16 protein-coding genes are annotated in these 22,421 nt (G+C 68.1%); 7 read left to right on the plus strand and 9 right to left on the minus strand.

Annotated features, from left to right (window positions below; translation table 11 throughout):
• Positions 1-11 precede the first annotated feature (11 nt).
• The gene (locus ACJ7Z0_RS15260) at positions 12-788 is read right to left on the minus strand and encodes a FadR/GntR family transcriptional regulator (protein WP_434790490.1); all 777 of its coding nucleotides are present in this window, start codon (positions 786-788) and stop codon (positions 12-14) included.
• Between the two features lie 337 nt (positions 789-1,125).
• On the opposite strand from ACJ7Z0_RS15260, the gene ACJ7Z0_RS15265 reads away from it, so the two are divergent.
• Positions 1,126-1,608, plus strand: coding sequence for a DUF2846 domain-containing protein (locus tag ACJ7Z0_RS15265; RefSeq protein ID WP_434790491.1), 483 nt, complete (start codon positions 1,126-1,128; stop codon positions 1,606-1,608).
• A gap of 53 nt (positions 1,609-1,661) precedes the next feature.
• Here the strand turns inward: ACJ7Z0_RS15265 and mdeB are convergent, their stop codons facing one another.
• Entirely contained in the window at positions 1,662-4,322 is a 2,661-nt protein-coding gene (gene mdeB / locus ACJ7Z0_RS15270; protein ID WP_434790492.1) for an alpha-ketoglutarate dehydrogenase, read from the minus strand.
• A 105-nt stretch (positions 4,323-4,427) separates the two neighbouring features.
• Here mdeB and ACJ7Z0_RS15275 point away from each other — a divergent pair, with 105 nt between their 5' ends.
• Positions 4,428-4,892, plus strand: a complete 465-nt coding sequence (locus ACJ7Z0_RS15275) for an Lrp/AsnC family transcriptional regulator (protein ID WP_431126489.1) — start codon at positions 4,428-4,430, stop codon at positions 4,890-4,892.
• Positions 4,893-4,950: 58 nt separating this feature from the next.
• Here the strand turns inward: ACJ7Z0_RS15275 and ACJ7Z0_RS15280 are convergent, their stop codons facing one another.
• Both ACJ7Z0_RS15280 and mltA read right to left on the minus strand, forming a co-directional pair.
• Entirely contained in the window at positions 4,951-7,236 is a 2,286-nt protein-coding gene (locus ACJ7Z0_RS15280; RefSeq protein WP_434790493.1) for a PhoX family protein, read from the minus strand.
• Between the two features lie 127 nt (positions 7,237-7,363).
• Positions 7,364-8,512 carry a murein transglycosylase A gene (mltA, locus tag ACJ7Z0_RS15285; RefSeq protein WP_434790494.1) on the minus strand — a complete coding sequence of 383 codons (1,149 nt, stop codon included), beginning with the start codon at positions 8,510-8,512 and terminating at the stop codon, positions 7,364-7,366.
• On the opposite strand from mltA, the gene ACJ7Z0_RS15290 reads away from it, so the two are divergent.
• From ACJ7Z0_RS15290 to ACJ7Z0_RS15300, 3 genes are all read left to right on the plus strand, one after another.
• Positions 8,511-8,675, plus strand: coding sequence for a hypothetical protein (locus ACJ7Z0_RS15290; RefSeq protein ID WP_434790495.1), 165 nt, complete (start codon positions 8,511-8,513; stop codon positions 8,673-8,675). The genes mltA and ACJ7Z0_RS15290 overlap by 2 nt on opposite strands.
• A 195-nt stretch (positions 8,676-8,870) precedes the next feature.
• A complete protein-coding gene (locus ACJ7Z0_RS15295; protein ID WP_434790496.1) occupies positions 8,871-9,530 on the plus strand; it encodes a YiaD family glycine zipper/OmpA-like lipoprotein in 660 nt (219 codons plus the stop codon).
• A gap of 112 nt (positions 9,531-9,642) precedes the next feature.
• Positions 9,643-10,206, plus strand: coding sequence for an OmpA family protein (locus ACJ7Z0_RS15300; protein ID WP_431126479.1), 564 nt, complete (start codon positions 9,643-9,645; stop codon positions 10,204-10,206).
• Between the two features lie 4 nt (positions 10,207-10,210).
• Here ACJ7Z0_RS15300 and ACJ7Z0_RS15305 read toward each other — a convergent pair whose 3' ends face one another.
• The 4 genes from ACJ7Z0_RS15305 to ACJ7Z0_RS15320 are packed head-to-tail and all read right to left on the minus strand — an operon-like array spanning position 10,211 to position 17,943.
• The gene (locus ACJ7Z0_RS15305; RefSeq protein WP_434790497.1) at positions 10,211-10,837 is read right to left on the minus strand and encodes a response regulator transcription factor; all 627 of its coding nucleotides are present in this window, start codon (positions 10,835-10,837) and stop codon (positions 10,211-10,213) included.
• A gap of 37 nt (positions 10,838-10,874) precedes the next feature.
• Positions 10,875-12,923, minus strand: coding sequence for a two-component system sensor histidine kinase NtrB (locus ACJ7Z0_RS15310; protein ID WP_434790498.1), 2,049 nt, complete (start codon positions 12,921-12,923; stop codon positions 10,875-10,877).
• A 2-nt stretch (positions 12,924-12,925) separates the two neighbouring features.
• Positions 12,926-13,741 carry a carbon-nitrogen hydrolase family protein gene (locus ACJ7Z0_RS15315; protein WP_431126473.1) on the minus strand — a complete coding sequence of 272 codons (816 nt, stop codon included), beginning with the start codon at positions 13,739-13,741 and terminating at the stop codon, positions 12,926-12,928.
• Positions 13,738-17,943: a YhdP family protein gene (locus ACJ7Z0_RS15320; protein WP_434790499.1), complete on the minus strand. Its 4,206-nt coding sequence runs from the start codon at positions 17,941-17,943 to the stop codon at positions 13,738-13,740. Before ACJ7Z0_RS15320 ends, ACJ7Z0_RS15315 begins: the two co-directional genes overlap by 4 nt.
• Positions 17,944-17,968: 25 nt before the next feature.
• On the opposite strand from ACJ7Z0_RS15320, the gene glnE reads away from it, so the two are divergent.
• Both glnE and ACJ7Z0_RS15330 read left to right on the plus strand, forming a co-directional pair.
• Positions 17,969-20,761, plus strand: a complete 2,793-nt coding sequence (gene glnE, locus ACJ7Z0_RS15325) for a bifunctional [glutamate--ammonia ligase]-adenylyl-L-tyrosine phosphorylase/[glutamate--ammonia-ligase] adenylyltransferase (protein WP_434790500.1) — start codon at positions 17,969-17,971, stop codon at positions 20,759-20,761.
• Positions 20,754-21,908, plus strand: coding sequence for a septal ring lytic transglycosylase RlpA family protein (locus tag ACJ7Z0_RS15330; protein WP_434790501.1), 1,155 nt, complete (start codon positions 20,754-20,756; stop codon positions 21,906-21,908). The genes glnE and ACJ7Z0_RS15330 overlap by 8 nt, the downstream gene beginning before the upstream one ends.
• Before the next feature lie 37 nt (positions 21,909-21,945).
• On the opposite strand, the gene ACJ7Z0_RS15335 is transcribed toward ACJ7Z0_RS15330, so the two are convergent.
• Complete coding sequence (locus tag ACJ7Z0_RS15335) at positions 21,946-22,413, minus strand: carboxymuconolactone decarboxylase family protein (RefSeq protein ID WP_434790502.1); 468 nt, start codon at positions 22,411-22,413, stop codon at positions 21,946-21,948.
• Between the last annotated feature and the right edge of the window lie 8 nt (positions 22,414-22,421).

Here is a 22,421-nt window from a genome sequence, read left to right on the forward strand (position 1 = left end):
TTTCTTTTTCCCTACTTGCCCACGGGCCAGCCTTCGACCAGCGGCCGCGCGAGCTGTGCGCCTTCCTGCTGCCAGAAGGCGGGGTCGGCCTGTTCGATGCGCCGGATGGCGTTGTCCATGTGGGACTTGGCGGCCTCGCGGGCGCGCAGCGGGTCGCCGGCCTCGATGGCCTCGACGATCTGCGCGTGCTCTTGCGCCACCTCGCGCGCAAAGTCGGCCCGGCGCGCCTCGTTGGCGCGCGTGACCCGCGTGGCGCCGTGCAGGAATTGCCGCAGGTACTGCAGCGTGCCGATCAGGAACGGATTGCGCGCCGCCTCGGCAATGGCGCGGTGAAAGCGCACGTCTTCGTCCGCCCCGTTGCCACCGGCCGCCACCGCGGCGTGCAGCGCCTCGATGGCTTCACGGATGCGCTGCACGTCTTCGGGAGTGCGCCGCTCGGCCGCCAGCGCAGCCACCTCGGCTTCGAGCGCGCGGCGCAGTTCCACCATCTGGATCACCGCTTCGCGCGAGGCCACGTGCGGCATCTCGAAGCGCAGCGGCTCGACACCGGCGGCGCGCACGTACACGCCGCTGCCCTGGCGCGAATCGAGCAGCCCCAGCGACTTGAGCCGCGAGACCGCCTCGCGCACCACGGTGCGGCTCACGCCGAATTGCTCGGCCAGCGCAGCCTCGGTCGGCAGCCGGTCGCCCTCCGACAGGCGCCCGCTGCGCACCTCGGCGGCCAGCGCGTCGGCCACCTGGTCGGCAAGGCGAACGGTGGGAGCAACGGATTGGAAACGTGCGGTCATGAGCTCGGGTGTCGGTCGGGCTGCGACTCTAACGCAGGCACGTGCGGCGAATCTCTGGAACTTAAGAACTACCCAATGCCGACAGGTGTTGTAGCGCGGCACGCTGGAGCTGTGAGAAATCTGGCGCTTTCAGCCTCAATCTGTGCGGGCCTTTCGCATTTTGACCTCCGGCGCCCACATGTAACGAGAAAATCCGATCCGCGCGCATGTGCCCCCGATTACGAGGCATGCGATCACTATAAAAAAGCACGCCAACCGGAGGAGCAACATCATTTGACTTAAATCGTTCTCACCTGCAGTTGGCGATTACTTATCACTCCCCCAATTTTTACTTCTCATGAAAATCAATTCTTCGATCTCATCGCTCGTGCTGGCAGCGGCACTTGCAGTTCTCTCTGGGTGTGCCAGCCTGCCTTCGCCAGAAGCAATGAAGGCTGAAACTGCGTCCTTTCAGCTCCCCAAAATGCCAGAGCCTGGAAAAGCAATTGTTTATGTCGTACGGCCTTCCGGAGTAGGTGGCCTGGTTCGATTCAATGTCTTCGTGGACGATCAAGAAGCCACTTCAGAGATGGGTCACACCCGCTCAAGTCAGTACATCTATTTCAACGTCACGCCGGGTACTCACAAGATTTACTCCAAGGCGGAGAACTGGGCTGACACGCAGATCACTGCCACCAGCGGCGACATCATCTACATACAGCAAGAACCTTCAATGGGCATCATCATGGCTCGCAACAGCGTGAGCAAAATCGATGACGTCCAAGGCAAGTACCAAGTGAAGAAGCTGCAGGTCGGCACGATTATCAAAACTGACAAGTAAGGCAAGCAAGTTCGGTAGCCAAGCTACTCTCTGGCTAGGCTACCGAACGCGACTCAGGTTATCTGCAGCGAATGCCGCGCCGCCCCCGCAATGCTCGCCGCATCCACCCCGAAGAACTTGCGCAGCGCCGCGCGCGTGTCGCTGCGCCCGAACCCGTCGGTGCCCAGCGTGAGGTAGCGGCGGCCTTCGGGCAAGAATGCGCGCACGCTCTCGGGCACGGCGCGCACGTAGTCGGTGGCGGCGACGATCGGTCCCGCGCCGGCGCCGAGCTGCCTTGCGATGAACGGCACGCCGGCTTCCTTCTCGCCCGCCAGCGCCCGCTGCTCGCAAGCCAGGCCGTCGCGCGCGAGTTCGCTCCAGCTCGTGACGCTGAACACCTCGGCCTCGATGCCTTCGTCGGTCAGCAGTTGCGCCGCCTTGACCACCTCGGTGAGGATCGCGCCCGATCCCATGAGCGTGACCTTCTTCTTCGCCTTGCCAGAGGCTGGACCATGCACGCCGAAGCGGTAGCACCCGCGCAGGATGTCCGCCTCCGCGCCTTGCGGCACGTCGGGCTGCGCGTAGTTCTCGTTCATGAGCGTGACGTAATAAAACACGTCCTTCTGCTCGACCATCATTTCGCGGATGCCGGCATCGACGATCACCGCCATCTCGCCCGCAAAGGCGGGGTCGTAGGCCTTGCAGTTGGGAATGGTCGCGGCCACGAGGTGGCTGCTGCCGTCCTGGTGCTGCAGGCCTTCGCCGCCGAGGGTGGTGCGGCCCGAGGTGGCGCCCAAAAGGAAGCCCCGCGCGCGCTGGTCGGCCGCGGCCCAGATGGCATCGCCCACGCGCTGGAAGCCGAACATCGAGTAGTAGATGTAGAAGGGCAGCATCGCCAGGCCATGCACGCTGTAGCTGGTGGCCGCGGCCGTCCAGCTGGCAATGGCGCCGGCTTCGCTGATGCCCTCTTCCAGAATCTGGCCGTCGGTGGCTTCGCGGTAGCTCAGCACGGAGCCGATGTCTTCGGGCGCATAGCGCTGGCCCACGCTCGAATAGATGCCGACCTGCTTGAACAGGTTGGCCATGCCGAAGGTGCGCGCCTCGTCGGCCACGATGGGCACGATGCGCGGGCCCAGCGCCTTGTCTTTCATGAGGTTGCCCAGCATGCGCACGAAGGCCATGGTGGTGCTCATTTCCTTGCCGGCTGCCGCTGTCGCGAACTGGGCGTAGCTCGCGATGTCGGGCTTGGGCACCACCTCGCACGCGGTCTCGCGGCGCGGCATGGCGCCGCCGAGCGCGGCGCGGTGGCTCCGCAGGTACTGCATCTCGGCGCTGTCTTCGGGCGGGCGGTAAAAGTCCATCGCTACCGCCTGCGCGTCGGTCAGCGGCAGGTTGAAGCGGTCGCGAAACTCGATGAGGTCGACGTCGCCCATCTTCTTGTGCGAGTGCGTGGTCATCTTGCCCTGCGCGGCGCTGCCCATGCCGTAGCCCTTCTTGGTGTGGGCGAGGATCACGGTGGGCTGGCCCTTGTGCGCGGCCGCGGCGGCGTAGGCCGCATGGATCTTCACGAGGTCGTGGCCGCCGCGCTTCAGGCGGTCGATCTGCTCGTCGGTCATGCCTTCGGCCAGGCGCGCGAGTTCGGGGTTCTGGCCGAAGAAGTTGTCGCGGTTGAAGCGGCCGTCCTTGGCCGCGAAGGTCTGCATCTGGCCGTCGACGGTTTCGGCGAACACGCGTGCCAGCGCACCGCTCGCGTCCTGCGCGAACAGGCCGTCCCAGTCGCTGCCCCAGACCAGCTTGACGACGTTCCAGCCCGCGCCGGCAAAGAGTTTCTCGAGCTCGTCGATGATGCGGCCGTTGCCGCGCACCGGGCCGTCCAGGCGCTGCAGGTTGCAGTTGACCACCCACACGAGGTTGTCGAGTTTTTCGCGCGCGGCCAGCGTCAGGGCGCTCATCGATTCGGGCTCATCCATCTCGCCGTCGCCGAACACGCCCCACACTTTGCGACCCTCGCAGTCGAGCAGGTTGCGGTGCGTGAGGTAGCGCATGAAGCGCGCGTGATAGATCGAGCTGATGGGGCCAATGCCCATCGACCCTGTCGGAAACTGCCAGAAGTCCGGCATCAGGTACGGATGCGGATAGCTGCTAAGGCCGCGCGCACCGCTGCCTTCGGTGAAGGCGGGCGCGGTCAGTTCCTGCCTATAGTGCTTCAGGTCTTCTTCGCCGAGGCGGCCTTCGAGGTAGGCGCGGGCATAGACCCCCGGCGCGCTGTGCGGCTGAAAGAAGACAAGGTCACCGCGGTGCTGTTCGCTGCGCGCGTGGAAGAAGTGGTTGAAGCCGGTCTCGAACAGATCGGCGGCGCTCGCATAGCTCGCGATGTGGCCGCCGAGTTCGCCATACGCCTGGTTGGCCTTGGCCACCATTGCGAGCGCATTCCAGCGCATGAGCGAAGCCAGGCGTTCCTCGATGGCCAGGTCGCCGGGAAACGGCGGCTGGTCTTCCACCGCAATGGTGTTGACGTAGGGCGTGGCGAGCTCGGGCTGCCAGCCGATGCGTTGTTGCCGCGCGAGCCGGGCAAGCTCCACCAGCATCTGCCGTGCGCGTTGGGGGCCATGCGTTTGCGCCAGCGCCAGGAAGGCATCGCGCCATTCAGCGGTCTCGGCGGGGTCGGGGTCGTGCGAGAGCGGCGTGTCGATCAGCAGCGCACGCATCTGGTCGGTGGAAATCGGGGCGTTCATGCCGGCACTTTAAGCCGCCGTGCAGCAAATTAGCTACCGGTACGGGCAATCCCATGCGGTCTTCGCAGCATAAAATTCCGGCCACTCTAGATTTCACGGCATTTCATGCAACTCGATGCCATCGACCTGCGCATTCTCGACGAGCTGCAGCGCGACGGCGCGCTGTCGAACGTGGAGCTGGCGCGCCGCGTGCACCTCTCGCCCTCGCCCTGCCTCGCGCGCGTGAAGATGCTCGAGGCGAATGGCGTGATCGACCGTTATGTGGCGCTTGCGAGCGCGAAGGCGCTGGGCTTGGGACTCAACGTGTTCATCTCGATCAGCCTCACGACGCAAAGCAAGCAGTCGCTCGCCGATTTCGAACAGCGCATTGCCGAGCACGACGAAGTGATGGAGTGCTACCTGATGACGGGCGACAGCGACTACCTGATCCGCATCGCAGTCGCCGACATGGCGTCACTGGAAAAATTCATCCTGGAACAGCTCACGCCGATTCCGGGCATCGAGAAGATCCGCTCGAGCTTTGCGCTCAAGCAGGTCAGGTACAAGACGGCGCTGCCGTTGCCCCGGTAGGGCGCTACCCCAGGCTGCGCACAACCTGGGGTATCAATCAGCGAATCAGCGCAATCGGTCAGAGGCCGATCAAGCCGCCGTCGTCCTTCGTGATGACCACGGTCGCCGAGCGCGGGCGTGCCGTGCCGCCCTGCGGCCAGTGGCTGCCGAACTTCGTCGGGTCGGAGATGTTGGCGCGCGCCGTGGTCTCTCCGGGATGCTGGATGTTCACGAACAGCGCGCGGCCGTCGCCCGATTCAGCAATGCCGGTAATTTCGCAGTCGGACGGGCCGACCAGGAAGCGGCGCAGGCCGTCGGTGCCGGGTGCCTTGCCGACGAAGGTGGCCTGCGTGGCGGTGGTGGCGCCGTCGACGTTGGTGATCGTCTTCGCCGCGCCGTCTCCCACCTGGCCCGGCAGTGCCGCGAGCATCATGCAGTTGGTCACGTCGGTGTACTTGCCATCGTCGGTCTGCAGCCACAGCAGGCCGGCGGTCGCATGGCTGAACCACATGCCGTCGGGGCTGGAGAAGTCGTTGTCGGCAACCAGGTTGGACAGGTTGACGTCGGCCGATGCCGTCGAGCGTGCACCGAACAGATAGACGTCCCAGTTGAAGCTGACGGCCGCGGGGTTGCCGCCGGCATCGGCAAAGCGAACGACGTGGCCGTTCGGGTTGCCCGTTTGCGCCGTCTGGGCCACGCCCTTGGGGTCGTTGTAATAGCGCGGGTTGGCGGCATCGGTCGTGCTGATGGTGCGCGCGGCGTTGTTGGTGAGGGTGAGGTACACCTCGCCGTTCTTCGGGTTGACGGCGGTCCACTCGGGGCGGTCCATCTTGGTCGCGCCGGCAACATCGGCCGCGAGGCGCGCATTGATCACGACGTCGGCCGCATCGGCAAAGGAATAGGCCGCGTTGCCGGAGGTGATGCCGTTCACGCCGAGGGAGAGCTCGAGCCAGTCGCCGGTGCCGTCGGCCTTGAACTTGGCGACGTAGAGCTTGCCGTCGTCCATGTACTTGTCGCCGGCCGCAATGCCGCCGCCGATGTCGGCCGCGTCCCAGGCCTTGGTGGAGACGAACTTGTAGAGGTATTCATTCTGCGAGTCGTCGCCCATGTACCAGACGAGGGGCTTGCCGACGACGACGGGGCCGAGGCAGGCGCCTTCATGGCCGAAGCGGCCGAGCGCGGTGCGCTTCTTGGGCGTGCTGGTGGGAGCGAACGGGTCGATCTCGACCACCCAGCCGTAGGTGTTGGAACCGTTGCGGTAGTCGTCGGTCGCGGTGGCGCCGAGGACTTCGGTGTTCCAGCGGCCATAGAGATTGTCGGCAGTGTCGGGCGTCACCGTCGCCCACAGTTCGCGGCCGGTGCCGGTGTCGACGCCACTGCTGTTTTTCGCGCCGATGCCGTATCGCTTGAAGGAGGCCAGTTCCTTGGCACTTCGCTGGGCGTCGTCGGTCGCCGTGATGCGGCGGAAGTAGCCGGCCCAGTTTTCTTCGCAGGTCAGATAGGTGCCCCAGGGCGTGGTGCCGTTGGCGCAGTTGTTGAGCGTGCCGCGGGTCTTGCTGCCGTCGGTCGAGTACTTGGTCTTCAGGTAGTCGGTCTTGGCGGCCGGACCCGAGAAGCTCATCTCGGTCAGCGTGTGGACACGGCGGTTGAAGCTCGAATCCTGCTTGTAGCTCCAGGCGCTGCCGTTCTTGTTGACCTCGATCACGCTCACGCCGTGCAGGTAGAACTCGCGCAGCACTTCATCGGCGACGGTGCGGACTGCCGCGGTGCCGCTGCCGGTGATGGTCTGGCCGGTGGGATGCAGGAACAGCGGCGTGATGGCTTCGTGGTTCATCACGAGCAGGCCGCGCGACGCGTTGGCGGCGTCCCATTTGTTCGAGGCATTCATGCCGAAGAAGGTCATGCCGTCGTGGTGGTCCCCGGCGCGGCGGTCGTAGGTGGCCGGATCGTCGGTGCCGTCGTTCTTGTAGGCGGCCACGCCCGAGGCGATCGGGTCGCCCAGGCGATAGAGCACGCTGGCGGTGTAGCCGGCGGGCACGGTGACCACGTCGGCCAGGCTCTTGGCCACGGCATTGAAGCCCAGCTTGGCCGATGCGGGTGCCGGCGAAGGAGCTGGTGCCGGTGCCGGTGCGGGAGCGGGCGCCGGTGCGGGCGGAATGATCGGAAAAGCCACGCCGCCACCGCCGCCGCCTCCACCGCACGCCTGCAGCAGCGCGGTACTGGCGGTGCCAACGCCCAGGCCGAACAGATGGCGGCGGCTCAGGCGCGAAGCAATCAGGTCGGTGAAGGACGGATTCGAAGTGGGGTTGGTGCCGACGTCGTCGAGATCGATGCCGTTGGCGTCGGTACGGGTGTTTGCGGTCATGCGCAATTGCTTTCGTGGGTTGAAAAGGAAATCAACCCGCGAAGTTAGGCACTTGGCATGACATCCGCGTGAAACGCTCAGCTTCCAGTCAGAAGTAGCTCGCCCCCAGTCTTCGCGACTTTCCCCTTCAGGGCGCGGGCAGCTGCCTCGGCCAGAGGGCCCAGAGGCGCAGCGACTGGTTCATGCTGGCAGCGAGGCGGCCGGCGTCGGCACCGGTGCCGGCGAAATAGTCGGCGCGCACCGCCCCGACAATGGCGCTGCCAGTGTCCTGCGCCACCACCAGCTTCTGCAACTGGGCCGCGGGGCCGCTGGACGCAAGCCACACCGGCGTGCCATAAGGAATGCTCTCGCGGTCGACCGCAATGGAACGCCCCGCCGTCAGCGGCACGCCCTGCGCGCCGCGGGGGCCGAAAGCCGCGTCGAGCTCGCTCATGGTTTCCTCGCGGAAGAACACGTAGCGCGGATTGCTCCACAAGAGCTGCGACACGCGCTGCGGGTTCTGCGCCGCCCATGCCTTGGTGTCGTCGGGCCACTTGCCGATCTTGGCCACGCCTTGCGAGATCAGCCATTGCTGAACGCTCTTGTAGGGCTGCTCGTTGGTGGCCGAGAACGCCACGCGCACGGTGCGCTGCACGCCGTTGGCCTCGGTGATGCGAAGCCGCCCGGAGCCCTGGATGTGCAGCATCAGCGCGTCGATGGGATCGGCCATCCACGCGATCTCGCGGCCGCGCAGCGCCGCCTGCGCCTCCGGCAGGGTTTCGATCTCTTGCCGGGTGTACCAGGCGCGGCGCGGCACCAGCCCCTCCGGCGCCTGGTAGATCGGAACGCTGAAGGTGGCGGTGGGCACGCGCGAAGCTTCGTACACCGGCTCGTAGTAGCTCGTGAGCTTGCCCTCGCTCGAACCCGCGAGCGACTCGATCCGGTAGGGCTGGAGCCTCTCCGTCATCCACTGCCGCTGTTCTTCCGGCGTGGCGATGGCCAGCTGGCGCACGTCGCGGCACAGCGGCGCAAAGGCGGCGTTGGGCCGGGCGCAATTGGCGAGCAGCGCAATCCAGGCTTCGTGCAGCGGATCGTCGCCGAAACCCGGCAGTTCCGACCAGCCCACCGGCACCCATCGGCTCTTGGGATGCGCCAGCGAGCCGGTCAGCGGCCCGAGGTCGCGCGGGGGTGTGGCGGTGGGCCGCGCCGGTGTGTCGGGCACGCGCGGGCCAACCGAGCAGCCGGCCAGCGTTGCTACGATCGCGAGCCCAACCAGCCACTGGAGTCCATTTCTCATGGGTCTGATTTTGCTTGAAGCCCTCGGGGCCGGGCTCGTATTGATATTGATCGTCTGGTGGACCATGTTTTCGGGTCGGAAGAAGGGTGAGCTGCAGGATGAGGACGAGGCCGCCCATGACGACAACGGCTCCGCCGAAAAGGACCCGCCGCCGAAACCGTGAATTCCTTGCGTAGCCCAAAGTCGGCGTGGAGTGTCGGAGAACAGGCTATCAGCTATTACTTTAGTAGCAATCATCGCAGTATTCACGGGGCTTTGCAGAAGGTTTTCCTCTTTCCTCCAAGGCAGGAAGGCCGTACCATCGCGTGCTCGCCGACGCTAAGCTGTCCCGCCTGATTCAACCTTGAAAGGGATTGCCATGAAAAAGTTCGTACTCGCCACCACCGCCGCCGCTCTCGTCCTGTCCGGATGTGCCGGCGGCATGACCGACACCCAGCGCAACACCGGCATCGGCGCCGGCATTGGCGCACTGGGCGGCGCGGCCATCGGTTCCGCCACTGGCGGCAACCGCGGCGCCATCGGCACCGGTGCCGTGGTGGGTGCCGCAGCCGGCGCACTCGGCGGCTACCTGTGGTCGCAGCGCATGGAAAACCAGAAACGCCAGATGGAAGCCGCCACCCAGGGCACCGGCATTGCTGTAACGCAAACCCCGAACAACGAGCTCAAGCTGCAGATCCCGAGCGACGTGTCCTTCGACGTGGGCCGTTCGAACATCAAGTCCAACTTCGCGCCGGTGCTCGACCAGTTCGCGAGCGGCTTGCGCAACAACCCGAATGCCGAGGTGCGCATCATCGGCCACACCGACGCCACCGGCTCGGACGCAGTCAACAACCCGCTGTCGGTCGACCGTGCCGCAAGCACGCGCGACTATCTTGTGACGCGTGGCGTGAGCACGGCGGCTTTCCGCATCGAAGGACGCGGCTCGCGCGAGCCGATTGCCGACAATAACAGCGACGCCGGCCGGGCGCAGAACCGCCGCGTCGAAATCTACGTGGGCGAGCGCGCGCCACGCGGCTGACCGAACACATCGACAGATAAAAAGACAGATCAAAAAAAAGAAAAAAGCCGGCCGGGCGGGAGCGGCCGGCGCTCATCGCCATCGTTTCAATGTCAATTCAGAGGGAAAACTCATGAGGAAGTTTGTTGTTTCGGGTGCGGCTGCGGCCGCATTGTTCGTTGTGGGGTGCGCCTCGCAATCCCCCGCGCCAGGGTCGGCCGCAGCGCCGGCTGCACAGGCGGCCGCACCAGCCAACAGCTGGACCGCGCGCCTGGCCTCGCTCAAGACCGAGCTCGAAAACTCGACCAAGGGCACGGGCGTGGTGATCGAGCAGACCACGGACAACCAGCTGCATCTCGTGATTCCCAATGAACTCTCGTTCGACGTGGGCCGCGCCAACGTGAAGCGCAACCTCGCCCAGGTGCTGGACAAGGTGGCCGAAGGCCTGCGCAGCGCCACCGCGGCCAGCGTGCGCGTCGTGGGCCACACCGACAACACCGGCAGCGAAGAAGGCAACGAGCGCCTCTCGGTGAGCCGCGCCGACAGCGTGCGCAACCACCTGGTGGGCCGTGGCGTCTCGACGACGGCCATCACCACCGACGGCCGCGGCTCGCGCGAACCCCTGGCCGACAACAGCACGCCGGCTGGCCGTGCCCAGAACCGCCGCGTCGAGATCTTCGTCGCGGAAAAGGTCTGATCTCCTAGAGATCCCGCAGGCGGTTGGCCAGCTCGACCGCCGACTTCACTTCCATCTTGTCGAACACGCGCGCGCGGTGGACCTCCACCGTGCGCACGCTGATCGCCAGCTGATCGGCAATCAGCTTGTTGGGCAGGCCCTCGACCACGAGCCGCATCACGTCGCGCTCGCGCTCGGTCAGTTCGGCAACGCGTCCGGCCAGACTCTTGCGCGCGCGCTGCACTTCCAGCGCCCGGAGCGAAGCGCCCAGCGCCTGCTCGATGCGGTCGACCAAGGCGTTGTCGGAAAACGGCTTCTCGCAAAAATCGAAGGCACCGCGCTTCACCGCGTCCACCGCGGTCGGCACGTCGGCGTGGCCCGTCAGGAAGATCACCGGCATGGCGTCCAGGAGGCCGCGTTCCGCGAGCCGGTCGAACAGCACCAGGCCGCTGGTGCCGGGCATGCGCACATCCAGCAGCAGGCACAGCGGCTGCTCGGGCAGCGGACCCTCGGCCAGGCGCTGCTCGAAAGCCTCCGCGCTCGCGAAGTGCTCGCTCTCGAGGCGGCGCGAACGCAGCAGCCAGGCCAGCGCCTCGCGCACGCTGGCGTCGTCGTCCACGATGAAGATGAGACCGTCGATCAGCGGTTGCATATCGATTCCAGAAACGAGCGCGAAGCCTGGGGGTGAATCATGTACTTGGCAGGGTAAACCGGAACACGGTGCCCCGGGGGCTGTTGGGCTCGAACACGAGCACGCCGCCATGCTGCTCCACCACCGTGCGGCACAGGCTGAGGCCGAGCCCCATGCCGTCGGCCCGCGTGGTGAAAAACGGCGTGAAGAGACGGCTCGCCACTTCTTCGCTGATGCCGCTGCCGAAGTCGGCCACCGAAAACTCGAGCCAGCGTCGCGCGTCTTCCGCGCCCGGGCCGCCGACGGCCACGACGCGCGCCACGCGCAGCCGCAGGATCCGGTCGCCAGTGTTGTCCGCCGTGTCCATCGCCTGCATCGCATTGCGCGCCAGGTTCAACAGCACCTGTTCGACCAGCGTGCGGTCGCACATGGCCTTGGCCAAGCCGTCTTCGAGCGCCACCTCGATGCTCACGCCCAGCTTGCGCGCCTGCAGCCGCACCAGCGGCAGCACCGCATCGATCAGCGCCTGCGGTGCGACGGCCTCGCGCGTGCGGTCGCGCCGGCGCACGAAGTCGTGCACGCTGCGGATCACCTGGCCGGCACGGTCGGCCTGCTCGGCAATGCGCCGCACCGCCATGGCGACCTCGGCCTGCTCGCCCTTGGCATGTGGGCCCAGCATGTTGAGCGAGCCGGTCGCATAGCTGGCAATAGCGGCCAGCGGCTGCGTGAGCTCATGGCTCAGCAGCGAGGCCATTTCGCCGACGGTGGCGAGCCGCGCGCTGGCCTGCAGGCGCTCCTGGCTGGCCCGCGAGAGTTCTTCGACGCGGCGCTGCTCGCTGACGTCGATGAAGGCGCTCATCCAGCCGGTTTGCACGCGCTGCGCATTGATCAGCGGCGCTTCGAAGATGAGCACCGGAAAACGCGTGCCGTCCTTGCGCATGAAGACCGACTCGAAGCCTTCGCGCGGCGGCATGCCGCCGGCCAGCCGCCGGGCCTGCCGCTGCTGGTATTCGTGCGCCAACTCGGTCGGCCAGTAGGGGGCCTCGATCGATTCGCCACTGCCGGCCATCAGCTCCTCGGGGCTGAAGCCGACCATTTCGCAGAACGCGGGATTCACGTAGGTGATGCGCCCCTGCAGGTCGCGCGCGCGCAGGCCGGTGATGACCGAATCTTCCATCGCCTTGCGGAAGGCGAGCGCATCGGCCAGGTCGCGCTCCGCGCGCAGCCGGCGGCGCGTGTCGCGCGCCAGCAGCACCAGCACGGACACCAGCGCGATGGAAATGGCCGTGACCAGCGCGGTCAGCACGTTGGGGAACAGATCGGGCGCGGCACGCCAGCCATCGACGCGCAGCATCAGCGCGGCACCGGGCAGGTCGATCAGCTGCTGCGAGGTGAAGACGCGCGTTCCCGTTCGGCGCGACGTGCCGAGCGCCACCAGGCGCGTGCCGTCGGCTTCGGTGAATGCCACCTCCTGCCCGCGCGTGAGCGTGGGGCCGACCAGCTCGACGAGCGTGTCGCGCAGCGAGTAGCTGGCCACGAGGAAGCCGCCCGCATCGATGGGCACGCAGAGCTCCATCACCTCGACGCCGCCCCCGCCGAGGATCGGCACGTAGTGGCTCGGCGAATAGGCCGGCGCGCCGAGCTTGCGCGCGGCCGCGCAGGCCAGCGCCACGTCGGACTGGTCGGGCCCGCGGCTCTCCTCGCCGATCAGCCGCATGCGGTAGGGCGTGTTGACGGCCTCCAGCGGTCGCAGCGCGGCGTCGCGCCACTCGAGCCGGAGCCATTCGCGGTGCTCGCGCAGCAGGCTGGCCGCGGCTTCGGGCCAGTGCGTGCGGTCCAGGCCGGAGGCCTGCGTGGCGCGCAGGCTCTGGGCATTGCGCTGCAGGCCGTTGCGCAGGTCGGACACCGCATCGGCGGTGTCGCGGTCGAGCGCCGCCTGCACCTGCTCGACCTCGTGCCGCCCCGCGAGCCACACCACGGTGATCAGCAAGGCCGACACCAGGACGGCCAGGATCAGCCAGAGAAACCAGCGCTGCCACAGCGACCGCAGGCGCGCGAACGCGGACAGCGCCCACCGCGGCGGTGCGACGTGCAAGGCATCCTCCATCGCTAGAGTACGCAGTGCGAGAGAACCGGCAACTGGGCGCGCACGCGCTCGATCTGCCCGGCATCGATGTCGAACAGCACCATGCCTTCGTCGCTGGCCTGCTGCGCCACCACCGTGCCCCATGGGTCGACCACCATCGACTGGCCCCAGGTCTGGCGGCCGTTCTCGTGCGTGCCGCCCTGCGCGGGTGCCACCACCCAGGCCAGGTTCTCGATGGCGCGGGCACGCAGCAGCACCTCCCAGTGCGCGGCGCCCGTGGTGCGGGTGAAGGCACTGGGCACCAGCAGCAGCTCGGCGCCCTGCCTGGCAAGCGCGCGATAGAGCTCGGGAAAGCGCAGGTCGTAGCAGACGCTCATGCCCACGCGCCAGCGGTGCCCGTCGCGCGAGGGCAGGTCGAACACCACGGGCGTGGCGCCCGGTGCGATCACGCGGCGCTCGTCGTAGCGCTCGGTGCCGTTGTCGAAATAGAACAGGTGGATCTTGTCGTAGCGCGCCACGCACTGGCCATCGGGCGAATAGCACAGCGAGCTGTTGAACACGTGCTCGGCGTCGGTGGTCTCGATGGGCAGCGTGCCGCCGACGATCCAGAGCCCGAACTCGCGCGCCGCATCGGCGAGAAAGCCCTGCACGGCGCCGGCCCCCGCGGTTTCGCGCAGGCCCAGCTTGTCGGTGTCGCGCGCGCCCATCATGCAGAAATACTCGGGCAGCACCGCCAGCTCGGCACCGGCCTCGGCGGCTTGGGCGAGCAGGCCGTGCGCACGCGCGAGGTTGGCTTCGCGGGCGATGGCCGACACCATCTGGATGGCTGCGACTTTCATTGCGTGGTCTCCGTTTTCTTGCCTGCACCGCCCGCGGGCGGGGCGGGAACGGCCGAGGCGTTCGGCAGGATGGATCGTGGCACCTTGGCGATCTTGGGGTCGGCCCAGGTGCCTTCGATGTGGAACTCCTGCGTGGCGGCGGTAGCAAGCGGCTTGCTAAGCACCCACTGCGCGAGGAAGGTGCCCAGGCCGATGGCCGGGTTGATGGCGGTGGCCACCAACGCGGCGGTGCCGGCGTTGATTTCGGGCACCACCACCACGCGCAGGTCTTGCGTCTCGCGCACGATGTCGGCCGAGCCGTCCATCAGCGCGGCGGCGTTGACGCCCTTCATCTGCAGGTTGTTGGTGCTCGCGATGCCGTTGGTGATTCTCGCGTCGCCGCGGATGAAGTCGAAGGCGAAGCCCTGGCTGAACACATCGCGGAAATCCAGCGTGAGCCGGCGCGGCAGCGCCTGCAGGCTCAACACGCCGAGCAGCTTGGCAAGGCCGGGATCGGCCTTGAGGAACTGACCCGATTCGACGTTGACCTGGATCTGGCCACCCAGGCTCGGGTAGTCGAGCGAGAACGGCGAGCCGCGCCAATGGACGTCGCCCTCGAGCCGTCCGCTGCCGCGCCGCAAGACGCCGGGCATGCCGAAGCGCGTGAGCAGGTTGCCGGCGTCCGAGATGTCGAGCGTGAAGGTCATGGCCGTGCGCCGCCGCTCGGACCGCCCGGGCGTGGTGACCGAGCTTGCGGCCCAGGTGCCCTTGGCGGTGAAGTTCGCCTCGGGCATGGTGAAGCTCAGTTTGTTGAGCAGCCATTCGCGGCCCGCGCCGCCGCGGTTGACGGCGTCGATTTCGGCACGGCCCAGGCGCTTGCCCAGCAGCTCGAAATCATCGACCACGATGTCGAGCGCGGGCAGCGTGCCCGGCTCCTCGTCGAGCAGCGCTTCGACCTGCGTGGCCTCGGCCGGCGCGATCTTGAGCCGCGCGAGCCGCGCATAGAGCCGGCCGGCCTGCGCGTGGCGGTATTCGGCGTAGCCGCTGAGCTCGGTGGCGTCGATGTTGGCGCGCCAGAGCGTGCCTTCGCGCGTGCCGCCGAGCACCACGTTGTGCAGCGTGCGGCCCGCAATGCCGAGCTGCTGCGCGCGCACCGCGATGCGCGTGGGCACGTAGCTCATGGCCGCGTCCTCGGTGCCGCCCGGCGCCTCGGCCGCACCGGTGCTGGTGCCCGCGTCGCCCACCAGGGCTTGCCATGCGGGCATGTCGAGCTTGGCGATGTTGACGTTGGCCGTCACGCCCCTGTCGGGCACGCTGGCGGTTTCGCCCGGTGCGAGGCCGATGGCGACGCTTCCGCGCAGCACCCGCGCATCGGCGCCCGAGATGTCGCGCACATACTGGACCGCGCCAATGCGGCCGAGCTCCAGCGAGAGCTGGTCCTGCACCGCGACGGCAACACCGGCGCGGGTTTCGCGCTGCAACACCTTCTTCTCGATGCGCAGCGGCATCTGCTCGTCGGCCGTCTTCACCAGGGGCGCAGGCAACTGCAGGGCCAGGCCTTGCAGCGTGCTGGTGAGAGAAAACTCGGGTGCGCCGTCGCGCATCGAGAAGGTGACCGCGTAGGGCGTGCTGCCGCTGGCCTTGGCCGCGATCCGGGTGAGCCACTCGGCCTCGCGCGCGCCGCGCAGGCCCTCGGCCGTGGCCGTGCCCTGCGCCTTCAGTGCCACTTCGCGGTTGGCACCGGCGAAGCGACCGCGGCCCTCGAGGCGGATGTCGCCGCCCAGCAGCCGGGCCTGGACGCCGGCCAGCGAAAAACCCGTTTCGGTGAAGCTCACAGTGCCCTTGGCCTGGGAGAACGACGGCGCTTCGGGCGCGAACTGCAGTTCGTTGTCAGACAGCGCAATGCTGGCCTGGACCTTGGCCGCGTCCAGCGCGGCGAGCGGCAGTTCGAGGTGCAGGCGGTAGTCGGCCACGCCGGTGGCGCGTGCGCGGGACAGCAGCTCGCCGGTTTCGCCGGCCAGCGGGGCGCCCACGCGCAGCAGTTCGCCAAGCGGCCCCTTGGCCTGCGCATCGACGCGCAGCAGCGAGGCATGGTGCGACATGTCGGCAATCTGAGCTTCGGCCTTGGTCACCTCGATGCCGGATGCGCCGGCCAGCCGCCCGCGCGCATTGCGCACCAGCATGCCCGCGCGCTCGAACACCAGCTCGCCCGAGAGCCCGGTGAGCGGCGGCCAGACCGGGGCGGGCGTGCCGGTGCGTGTTGCGGAGGCCGCAGCCTTCGACGCGGTCGACGCGGCAATGGCCGACGTGGGCGGCACGTAGGCGTAGTTCACGTCGGCCACCTTGGCCACGATGCGGAATTCACCCTTCTTGGGGTCCATGAAGGGCATGTCGTGCAGGTCGCCGCGCACGCGGAAATCGACGCTGCTGGCCGTGCCCTTGGTGACCGCGGTGCGCACGTAGTCGCGCGTGTGCTGGGGGATTTCAAGCGGCAGGTAGCGGAACACGCGCGTTCCGTCGGCGCGCGTCAGCTTGCCTTGCAGGTCGAGCACGCCGGGGTAGCGCGCGCGCCCGGACGACACGGCCGGATCGCTGGTGCGCCAGCTGGCTTCGGCCTCGCCCTCGGCGTCGGTGTTGGCGAAGCGCAGCTTGGAGACCTGCAGCTGCGCGTTGCCCTTGTCGAGCTTCCACTGGAGCTGGGCGGCGAGCCGGTCGATCGGAATCACCGGCTCTTCGAACACGCCCGGAAATTCGAGCGTGCCCCGGGCCATTGTCAGTGCCGCGGTGCCGCCGGCGTGGGTGGCCTCGAACTCGACCGTGGCGCCGCTCACGCCGGGCGAGCCGGCATGCGGGTGTTCTGGCGCCGGGGCCGTGCTGCCCGCGGTTTTGCCGGCAGCGGGTGCGGCGGGCGCAGTTGCAGCGGTTTGCGGCGCCCCGGGCTGCGAGGCGACGCGCAGGCCGCTGACCCGCCCCTTGGCCTGGTAGCGCTCCGGCGCGCCGAGCGACCCCTGCCAGTTCAGGTCGATGCGCTCGACCAGCCCGCGCGGCGCATAGGCATCGAGCACGCGGTGCGTGGCCTCGCCCAGCGGCAGGCGGTCGGCAATGAGGGCCAGCGCGGCCAGGTCGAGCCGGTCGGCACGCAATGCGCCGTGCTCGGGCGTGCGGCCCTGCGCGGGCGAGTGCTGCAGCCACAGGTTGCCGCCGGGCCAGCGCATGCCGTCGGCGGTGTCGAACTGCAGCGCCGCGGTCGAGAACTCGAAGGTTTCTTCGTTCCGGTGGCCCGCGAGCCGGCCGGTCACCGACCGCAGCACCAGCGGCTGGAGGCCGCGGCCCAGCGAGGCGTCGATGCGGTTGAGGCCGAGGTCCGCCGCGCCGCCCACGATCTGCCCTCTCTTCATGTCGGCCCACAGGCGCAGGGCACCGCTGCCTTCGCGGATGCGCGCGTCGATGGAGACGTAGCGGCCCAGGCGGGTGACGTCCATGTAGGGCAGGTCGGCGTAGATCTGGCCGTCCCACGTCTGCCAACGGCCGGATCGCACCGACAGCAGCGGCTGGCGGAATTGGCCGCGCAGGGTGAAGCGCTCGCCCCATCCGGCCGGCGGCGTGGCGTCGAGCCGGAGGCCGTGGCGCCGGGCGGTATTGCGCGCCACGAAGCGCACGTCGCTCAGCAGCAGGGGCTCTGCCTGGCGCTGCTCGTCGGTCCAGCGCACGGTGCCGCCTTCGACGACCAGCTCGCGCTGGGCAAAAAACCAGTCGGCGGCGCGGGTCTCTCCGGTGGTGTCGGTGTCCATGTGGAGGCCGGCCACGTGCAGCTTGCCGAGCACATCGCGGCGCACGTCGACCTGCGGCCCCTCGATGTAGATCTGCTCGAAGTTGAGGCGCCACAAGGAACGCGGCGAGACGCTCGCCACCACCCGCACGAGGCGCAGGGCTTCTCGCTTCTGGGCATCGTGCAGGACCACGTCGCGCAGTTCGAAGACGGGAAAGAGGCTGTCCGAACGGGCGGTGATCGACCCGATGCGCACGGGTACCCCGATGGCCTTGCTGGCTTGCGCCTCGAGCGCACCACGGTAATCGCCGATTCGCGGCACAATCCACGCGTGTAGGACAACCACTGACAGTGCCAGCAGAAGCCATGCAGCGATCAGTAAACCCAACAGCCAGCGTGCCGTCGCAGCGGTGATCTTGAGCAGACGTGAAGGGGAAGACGCCGTGTCGTTCATTGAGGATCGCGCTGTGTCAGGAATTATGACCGCCAGCACTCAGAGGGGTTCCACGGAAACCGATATCAGCGTGAACCAGTTGCCAGCCACGCCACCCACCGCGATCGAGGTCGCGTTTTCTTCTTACTCGCGCTTCGTTCAGCGCCTGCGCCGCAGGTATGCGGCGGAGCTTGCATTGCTTCCCCCTGGCGCGCCGCTGCGCGAGTCGATGTCAAAGGCCTACGAGGCATTGCGCGAACGCGGGGATGGCGTCGGCGATGCGCTTCGGATTGTGCGACAGCTGGTGGTGGAGCGGCTTGTAACGCTCGATTGCGATGCCCAGGCTCCGCTGGCCGTGGTGACCACTGCCGTGACCGAGCTCGCGGAATTCGCGCTCGATGTCGCCTGCCGCGACGCCTGCCAGGAGCTCGACGCCACGCATGGCGCACCGCTCGGCCCCGAAGGCCAGCGCTCGCAGCTCTGGGTGGTGGGCATGGGCAAGCTCGGCGCGCGCGAGCTCAACGTGTCGAGCGACATCGACCTGATCTACCTGTACGACCTGGACGGCGAAACCCGCGGCGACGCAGACGGCCGCGGCCGACTCTCGAACCAGGAGTACTTTTCCCGCGCCGTGAAGCGCATCTATGCGCTGGTGGGCGACATCACCGAGCACGGCTTCGTGTTCCGTGTCGACCTGGCGCTGCGGCCGAACGGCAATTCGGGGCCGAGCGTGGTGTCGCTCGACGCCCTCGACGAGTATTTTCAGGTACAGGGCCGCGAGTGGGAGCGCTTTGCCTGGATGAAGAGCCGGGTGGTCGCGCCGCGCGACATCGTTTCGGAAGGCCTCGCCCAAGGCCTGCGCGCCACGGTGCTGCCGTTCGTGTTCCGCCGCTATCTCGACTACAGCGTGTTCGATTCGCTGCGCACGCTGCATCGGCAGATCCGCGAGCAGTCGGCGCGGCGCAGCGCGGGCCGGCCCGAGCGCGCCAACGACGTCAAGCTGTCGCGCGGCGGCATCCGGGAAATCGAATTCACCGTGCAGCTGCTGCAGGTGGTGCGCGGCGGGCAGTTTCCCGAGCTGCGCACCCGGCCGACGCTCGACGCCTTGCAGCGCGTGGCACGCGCCGGACTGATGCCGCAGGAAACCGCCGATGCGCTGGCGGCGGCCTATGAATTTTTGCGCCGCGTGGAGCACCGCATCCAGTACCTGGACGACCAGCAGACCCACGTGCTGCCGGTGGCCGACGACGATCTGCGCTGGATCGCCCAGACCATGGGCTATGCCGGCTGCTGCGCCTTTCTCGAGCAGCTCGACACGCACCGCGAGCTGGTCGCGCAGGAATTCGACAAGCTGCTCGGCGGCGTGAAGCCCTGCAACGGCAAATGCAACGGCAAGAAGGCGGCCGCGCCCGCCGACCTGGCCGATCTGCTCGACGATCTGCCGCCCGCCTTTGCCGCGCGCATCGGCAACTGGTGCGAGCAGCCCCGTGTGCTGGCGCTGCGCGAGGAAACGCGGACCCGGCTGCGCCAGCTGGTGCAGCGCACCGGCCAATGGCTGAAAGAACCCGATGGCGACGGCCCGGGACAAACGCCGCGCCACGTGGACGCCGCCTTGCGCTGGGCCGACTGGATCGAGCCGCTGCTGCGGCGTGAGAGCTATGTGGCGCTGCTGGTCGAGCGGCCCGCCGTGCAGGAGCGGCTGCTGCGGCTCCTGGGCGCCGCGAAGTGGCCGGCGCGCTATCTGATGCAGCACCCCGGCGTCATCGACGAGCTCGCGAGCGACGAAATGCTGTCGGGCCGCTTCGTGGCGGCGGAGTTCGAGCGCGAACTCGAAGCGCGCCATGCCTCGCTCAGCCGCACCGGCGAAGCCGACGAGGAACGCCTGCTCAACCTGCTGCGCCATGCCCACCATGCCGAGGTGTTCCGCACGCTGGCGCGCGACGTGGACGGCCGGCTCACGGTGGAACAGGTGGCCGACGACCTGAGCGCGCTGGCCGACACCACGCTGCGCGTGACCGCCCGCTGGTGCTGGTCGCACGTGCGCAACCGGCACCGTGAGGTGCCGCAGTTCGCGATCATCGGCTACGGCAAGCTGGGCGGCAAAGAGCTGGGCTATGGCAGCGACCTGGACATCGTTTTCGTCTACGAGGACGACGACGAGCGCGCGGGCGAGGTCTACGCGGCCTATATTCGCAAGCTGATCAACTGGCTCACCGTGAAGACGCGCGAAGGCGACCTGTTCGAGATCGACACCGCCCTGCGGCCCAATGGCAACTCGGGCCTGCTGACGACCACCTTCGAAGCCTACGAGCGCTACCAGCTCGGGCGCGGCAGCAACACGGCGTGGACCTGGGAGCACCAGGCCATGACGCGCGCACGCTTCGTGCTCGGCAGCGCCGAACTGGGCGCGCGCTTCGACCAGGTGCGCGAGGCCGTGATCGTGGCGCCGCGCGACCACCAGGCACTCCGGGCCGAGATCATCGCGATGCGCGACAAGGTGCGCGGTGCACGGCCGGTGAAGGCCGAGCGCTTCGACGTGAAGCACAGCCCGGGCGGCATGGTGGATGCCGAGTTCGCGGTGCAGTTCCTGGTGCTGTCGGAGTCGGCCGGGCACCGGGAACTCATTCCCAACGTGGGCAACATCGCGCTGCTGGTGCGCGCGGAAGAAGCCGGCCTGCTGCCCGCCGCCGTTGGCCGCAATGCCGCCGCGGCCTATCGCGAACTGCGCCGCGTGCAGCATCGCGCGCGGCTCAACGAAGAGCCGACGCAGGTCACCCCGCCCGCATTGGCCCATGAGCGCGAAGCCATGCTGGCGCTGTGGAAGGCGGTATTTGGCTGACAGCACCCGCACCCGCGCCATATCGGCGATGGCCGCCTGCGCGGTGGCTGTCGCCGTTCTTCTCGCCGGCTGCGCGAGCGGCCCGCGCAGCGGCGGCGGCGCTGGCGGCAGTTCGGGCGGGCGTGACGGCCCCGGCAGCAACATTCCCGCGGACCTCGACCGCGTGCCCGATGCCGAGCCCCGCGTCGAACCCATCCGCAACAGCGGCGGCACCAGCAAGCCCTACACGGTGCTGGGCCGGGGCTACCAGCCGATCACCGACGACAGGCCGTTCCGCGAATCGGGCATTGCCTCGTGGTACGGCCGCAAGTTCCACAGCGCCTCGACCGCGAGCGGCGAGCCCTACGACATGTACGCCATGACGGCCGCGCACAAGACGTTGCCGCTGCCCAGCTATGTGCGCGTGCGCAACCCGGCCAACGGGCGCGAGGCGATCGTGCGGGTGAACGACCGCGGGCCGTTCGTCGACGGCCGCATCATCGACCTGAGCTACACGGCGGCCCTCAAGCTCGGCCTGCTGCGCGGCGTGGCGCCGGTGGAGATCGAACGCATCACGAACGAGGACATCCGCACCGGCGCGTGGCGGCGGGATTCGGGGACGGCGTATGCCTCGGCGGCCCCGGCCCCGCAACCGCCGCGCGCAACGGCGGCTGCGGCGGTGCCGGTTCCCTCGGCATGGGTGGCGCCGGTGGCGATGAACGCGCCGGCTGCTTCCACCATGCCGGTCGCACCGCAGACCGCGATGACACCGATGACAGCGGCGGAGCCTCTGATGGCGCAAGCTGCGCCGCCGGCACCGGAGGCCGCATCGCCCCGGCAGATCGAGGTCGCCGAGCTGCCGCCAATGGCGCCCATCGCGGCGCCGGCGTCCATGGCTCGTTCAACGGCTGCAAGCTCGTCCGCCGCCGCCACGGCGGGCTTCTGGGTTCAGCTTGGCGCGTTCCGCGAGCGCGATGGCGCACAGAACCTGCTGAGCGAGGCCGCGCGCGGCCTGCCCACGCTGGCACCGCAACTGCGCGTGTTCAGCGAAGCCGGCACGCACCGCCTCCAGGCCGGGCCCTTCCCCTCGCGCACGGCGGCCGGCGAGGCCGTCACGCAGTTGCGCGAGAGCCTGCGCATCGCGCCGATGGTGGTGGAGCGCCGCTAGGCCGCAACTTCAAAACGGCGGCATCGGAGACACGGGCTCAGGGCATCGCCTTGGCCAGCACCTGCGAGCGCATGCCGACGCCCATGCGGTTCCAGGCGTTGATCTGCGCAATGGCGATCGAGAGTTCGACGATTTCGAGTTCGCTGAAATTTGCCTTGAGCGCCTCGAACTCGGCGTCACGGGCTTCATGACGGTCGGCGAGGCGCGTCAGTGTTTCAGCCCAGTCGAGCGCCGCGCGCTCGCGCTCGTTGAAAAAGCTCACCTCGCGCCAGGTGGCCAGGCTGTTGATGCGCTGCCAGTCTTCGCCCTGCTGGCGCAGGTCGCGCACGTGCATGTCCAGGCAGTAGGCGCAGCCGTTGATCTGCGAGACGCGGGCAAAGACGAGGTCGATCAGCACCTTGCCGAGCGTGCTCGATTCGATGGTGCCGTTGACGGCGATCATGGCCTGGAAGGCCTTGGGGGCGGTCTTGTACCAGGTGAGGCGGGGGGCGACGGTGTTGCTCATGGCGTGTA

The sequence above is a fragment of the Variovorax palleresanus genome, from assembly GCF_051144945.1.
In the GTDB taxonomy this organism is placed as follows: domain Bacteria; phylum Pseudomonadota; class Gammaproteobacteria; order Burkholderiales; family Burkholderiaceae_C; genus Variovorax; species Variovorax paradoxus_S.

Coding starts and splice junctions, on each gene's coding strand:
- ACJ7Z0_RS15305 (WP_434790497.1), bottom strand. CDS start 10,837: ATGCAACCGCTGATCGACGGTCTCATCTTCATCGTGGACGACGACGCC.
- ACJ7Z0_RS15310 (WP_434790498.1), bottom strand. CDS start 12,923: ATGGAGGATGCCTTGCACGTCGCACCGCCGCGGTGGGCGCTGTCCGCG.
- ACJ7Z0_RS15315 (WP_431126473.1), bottom strand. CDS start 13,741: ATGAAAGTCGCAGCCATCCAGATGGTGTCGGCCATCGCCCGCGAAGCC.
- ACJ7Z0_RS15335 (WP_434790502.1), bottom strand. CDS start 22,413: ATGAGCAACACCGTCGCCCCCCGCCTCACCTGGTACAAGACCGCCCCC.
- ACJ7Z0_RS15290 (WP_434790495.1), top strand. CDS start 8,511: ATGGGTCTGATTTTGCTTGAAGCCCTCGGGGCCGGGCTCGTATTGATA.
- ACJ7Z0_RS15320 (WP_434790499.1), bottom strand. CDS start 17,943: ATGAACGACACGGCGTCTTCCCCTTCACGTCTGCTCAAGATCACCGCT.
- ACJ7Z0_RS15295 (WP_434790496.1), top strand. CDS start 8,871: ATGAAAAAGTTCGTACTCGCCACCACCGCCGCCGCTCTCGTCCTGTCC.
- glnE (WP_434790500.1), top strand. CDS start 17,969: ATGACCGCCAGCACTCAGAGGGGTTCCACGGAAACCGATATCAGCGTG.
- ACJ7Z0_RS15260 (WP_434790490.1), bottom strand. CDS start 788: ATGACCGCACGTTTCCAATCCGTTGCTCCCACCGTTCGCCTTGCCGAC.
- ACJ7Z0_RS15300 (WP_431126479.1), top strand. CDS start 9,643: ATGAGGAAGTTTGTTGTTTCGGGTGCGGCTGCGGCCGCATTGTTCGTT.
- mltA (WP_434790494.1), bottom strand. CDS start 8,512: ATGAGAAATGGACTCCAGTGGCTGGTTGGGCTCGCGATCGTAGCAACG.
- ACJ7Z0_RS15265 (WP_434790491.1), top strand. CDS start 1,126: ATGAAAATCAATTCTTCGATCTCATCGCTCGTGCTGGCAGCGGCACTT.
- mdeB (WP_434790492.1), bottom strand. CDS start 4,322: ATGAACGCCCCGATTTCCACCGACCAGATGCGTGCGCTGCTGATCGAC.
- ACJ7Z0_RS15275 (WP_431126489.1), top strand. CDS start 4,428: ATGCAACTCGATGCCATCGACCTGCGCATTCTCGACGAGCTGCAGCGC.
- ACJ7Z0_RS15280 (WP_434790493.1), bottom strand. CDS start 7,236: ATGACCGCAAACACCCGTACCGACGCCAACGGCATCGATCTCGACGAC.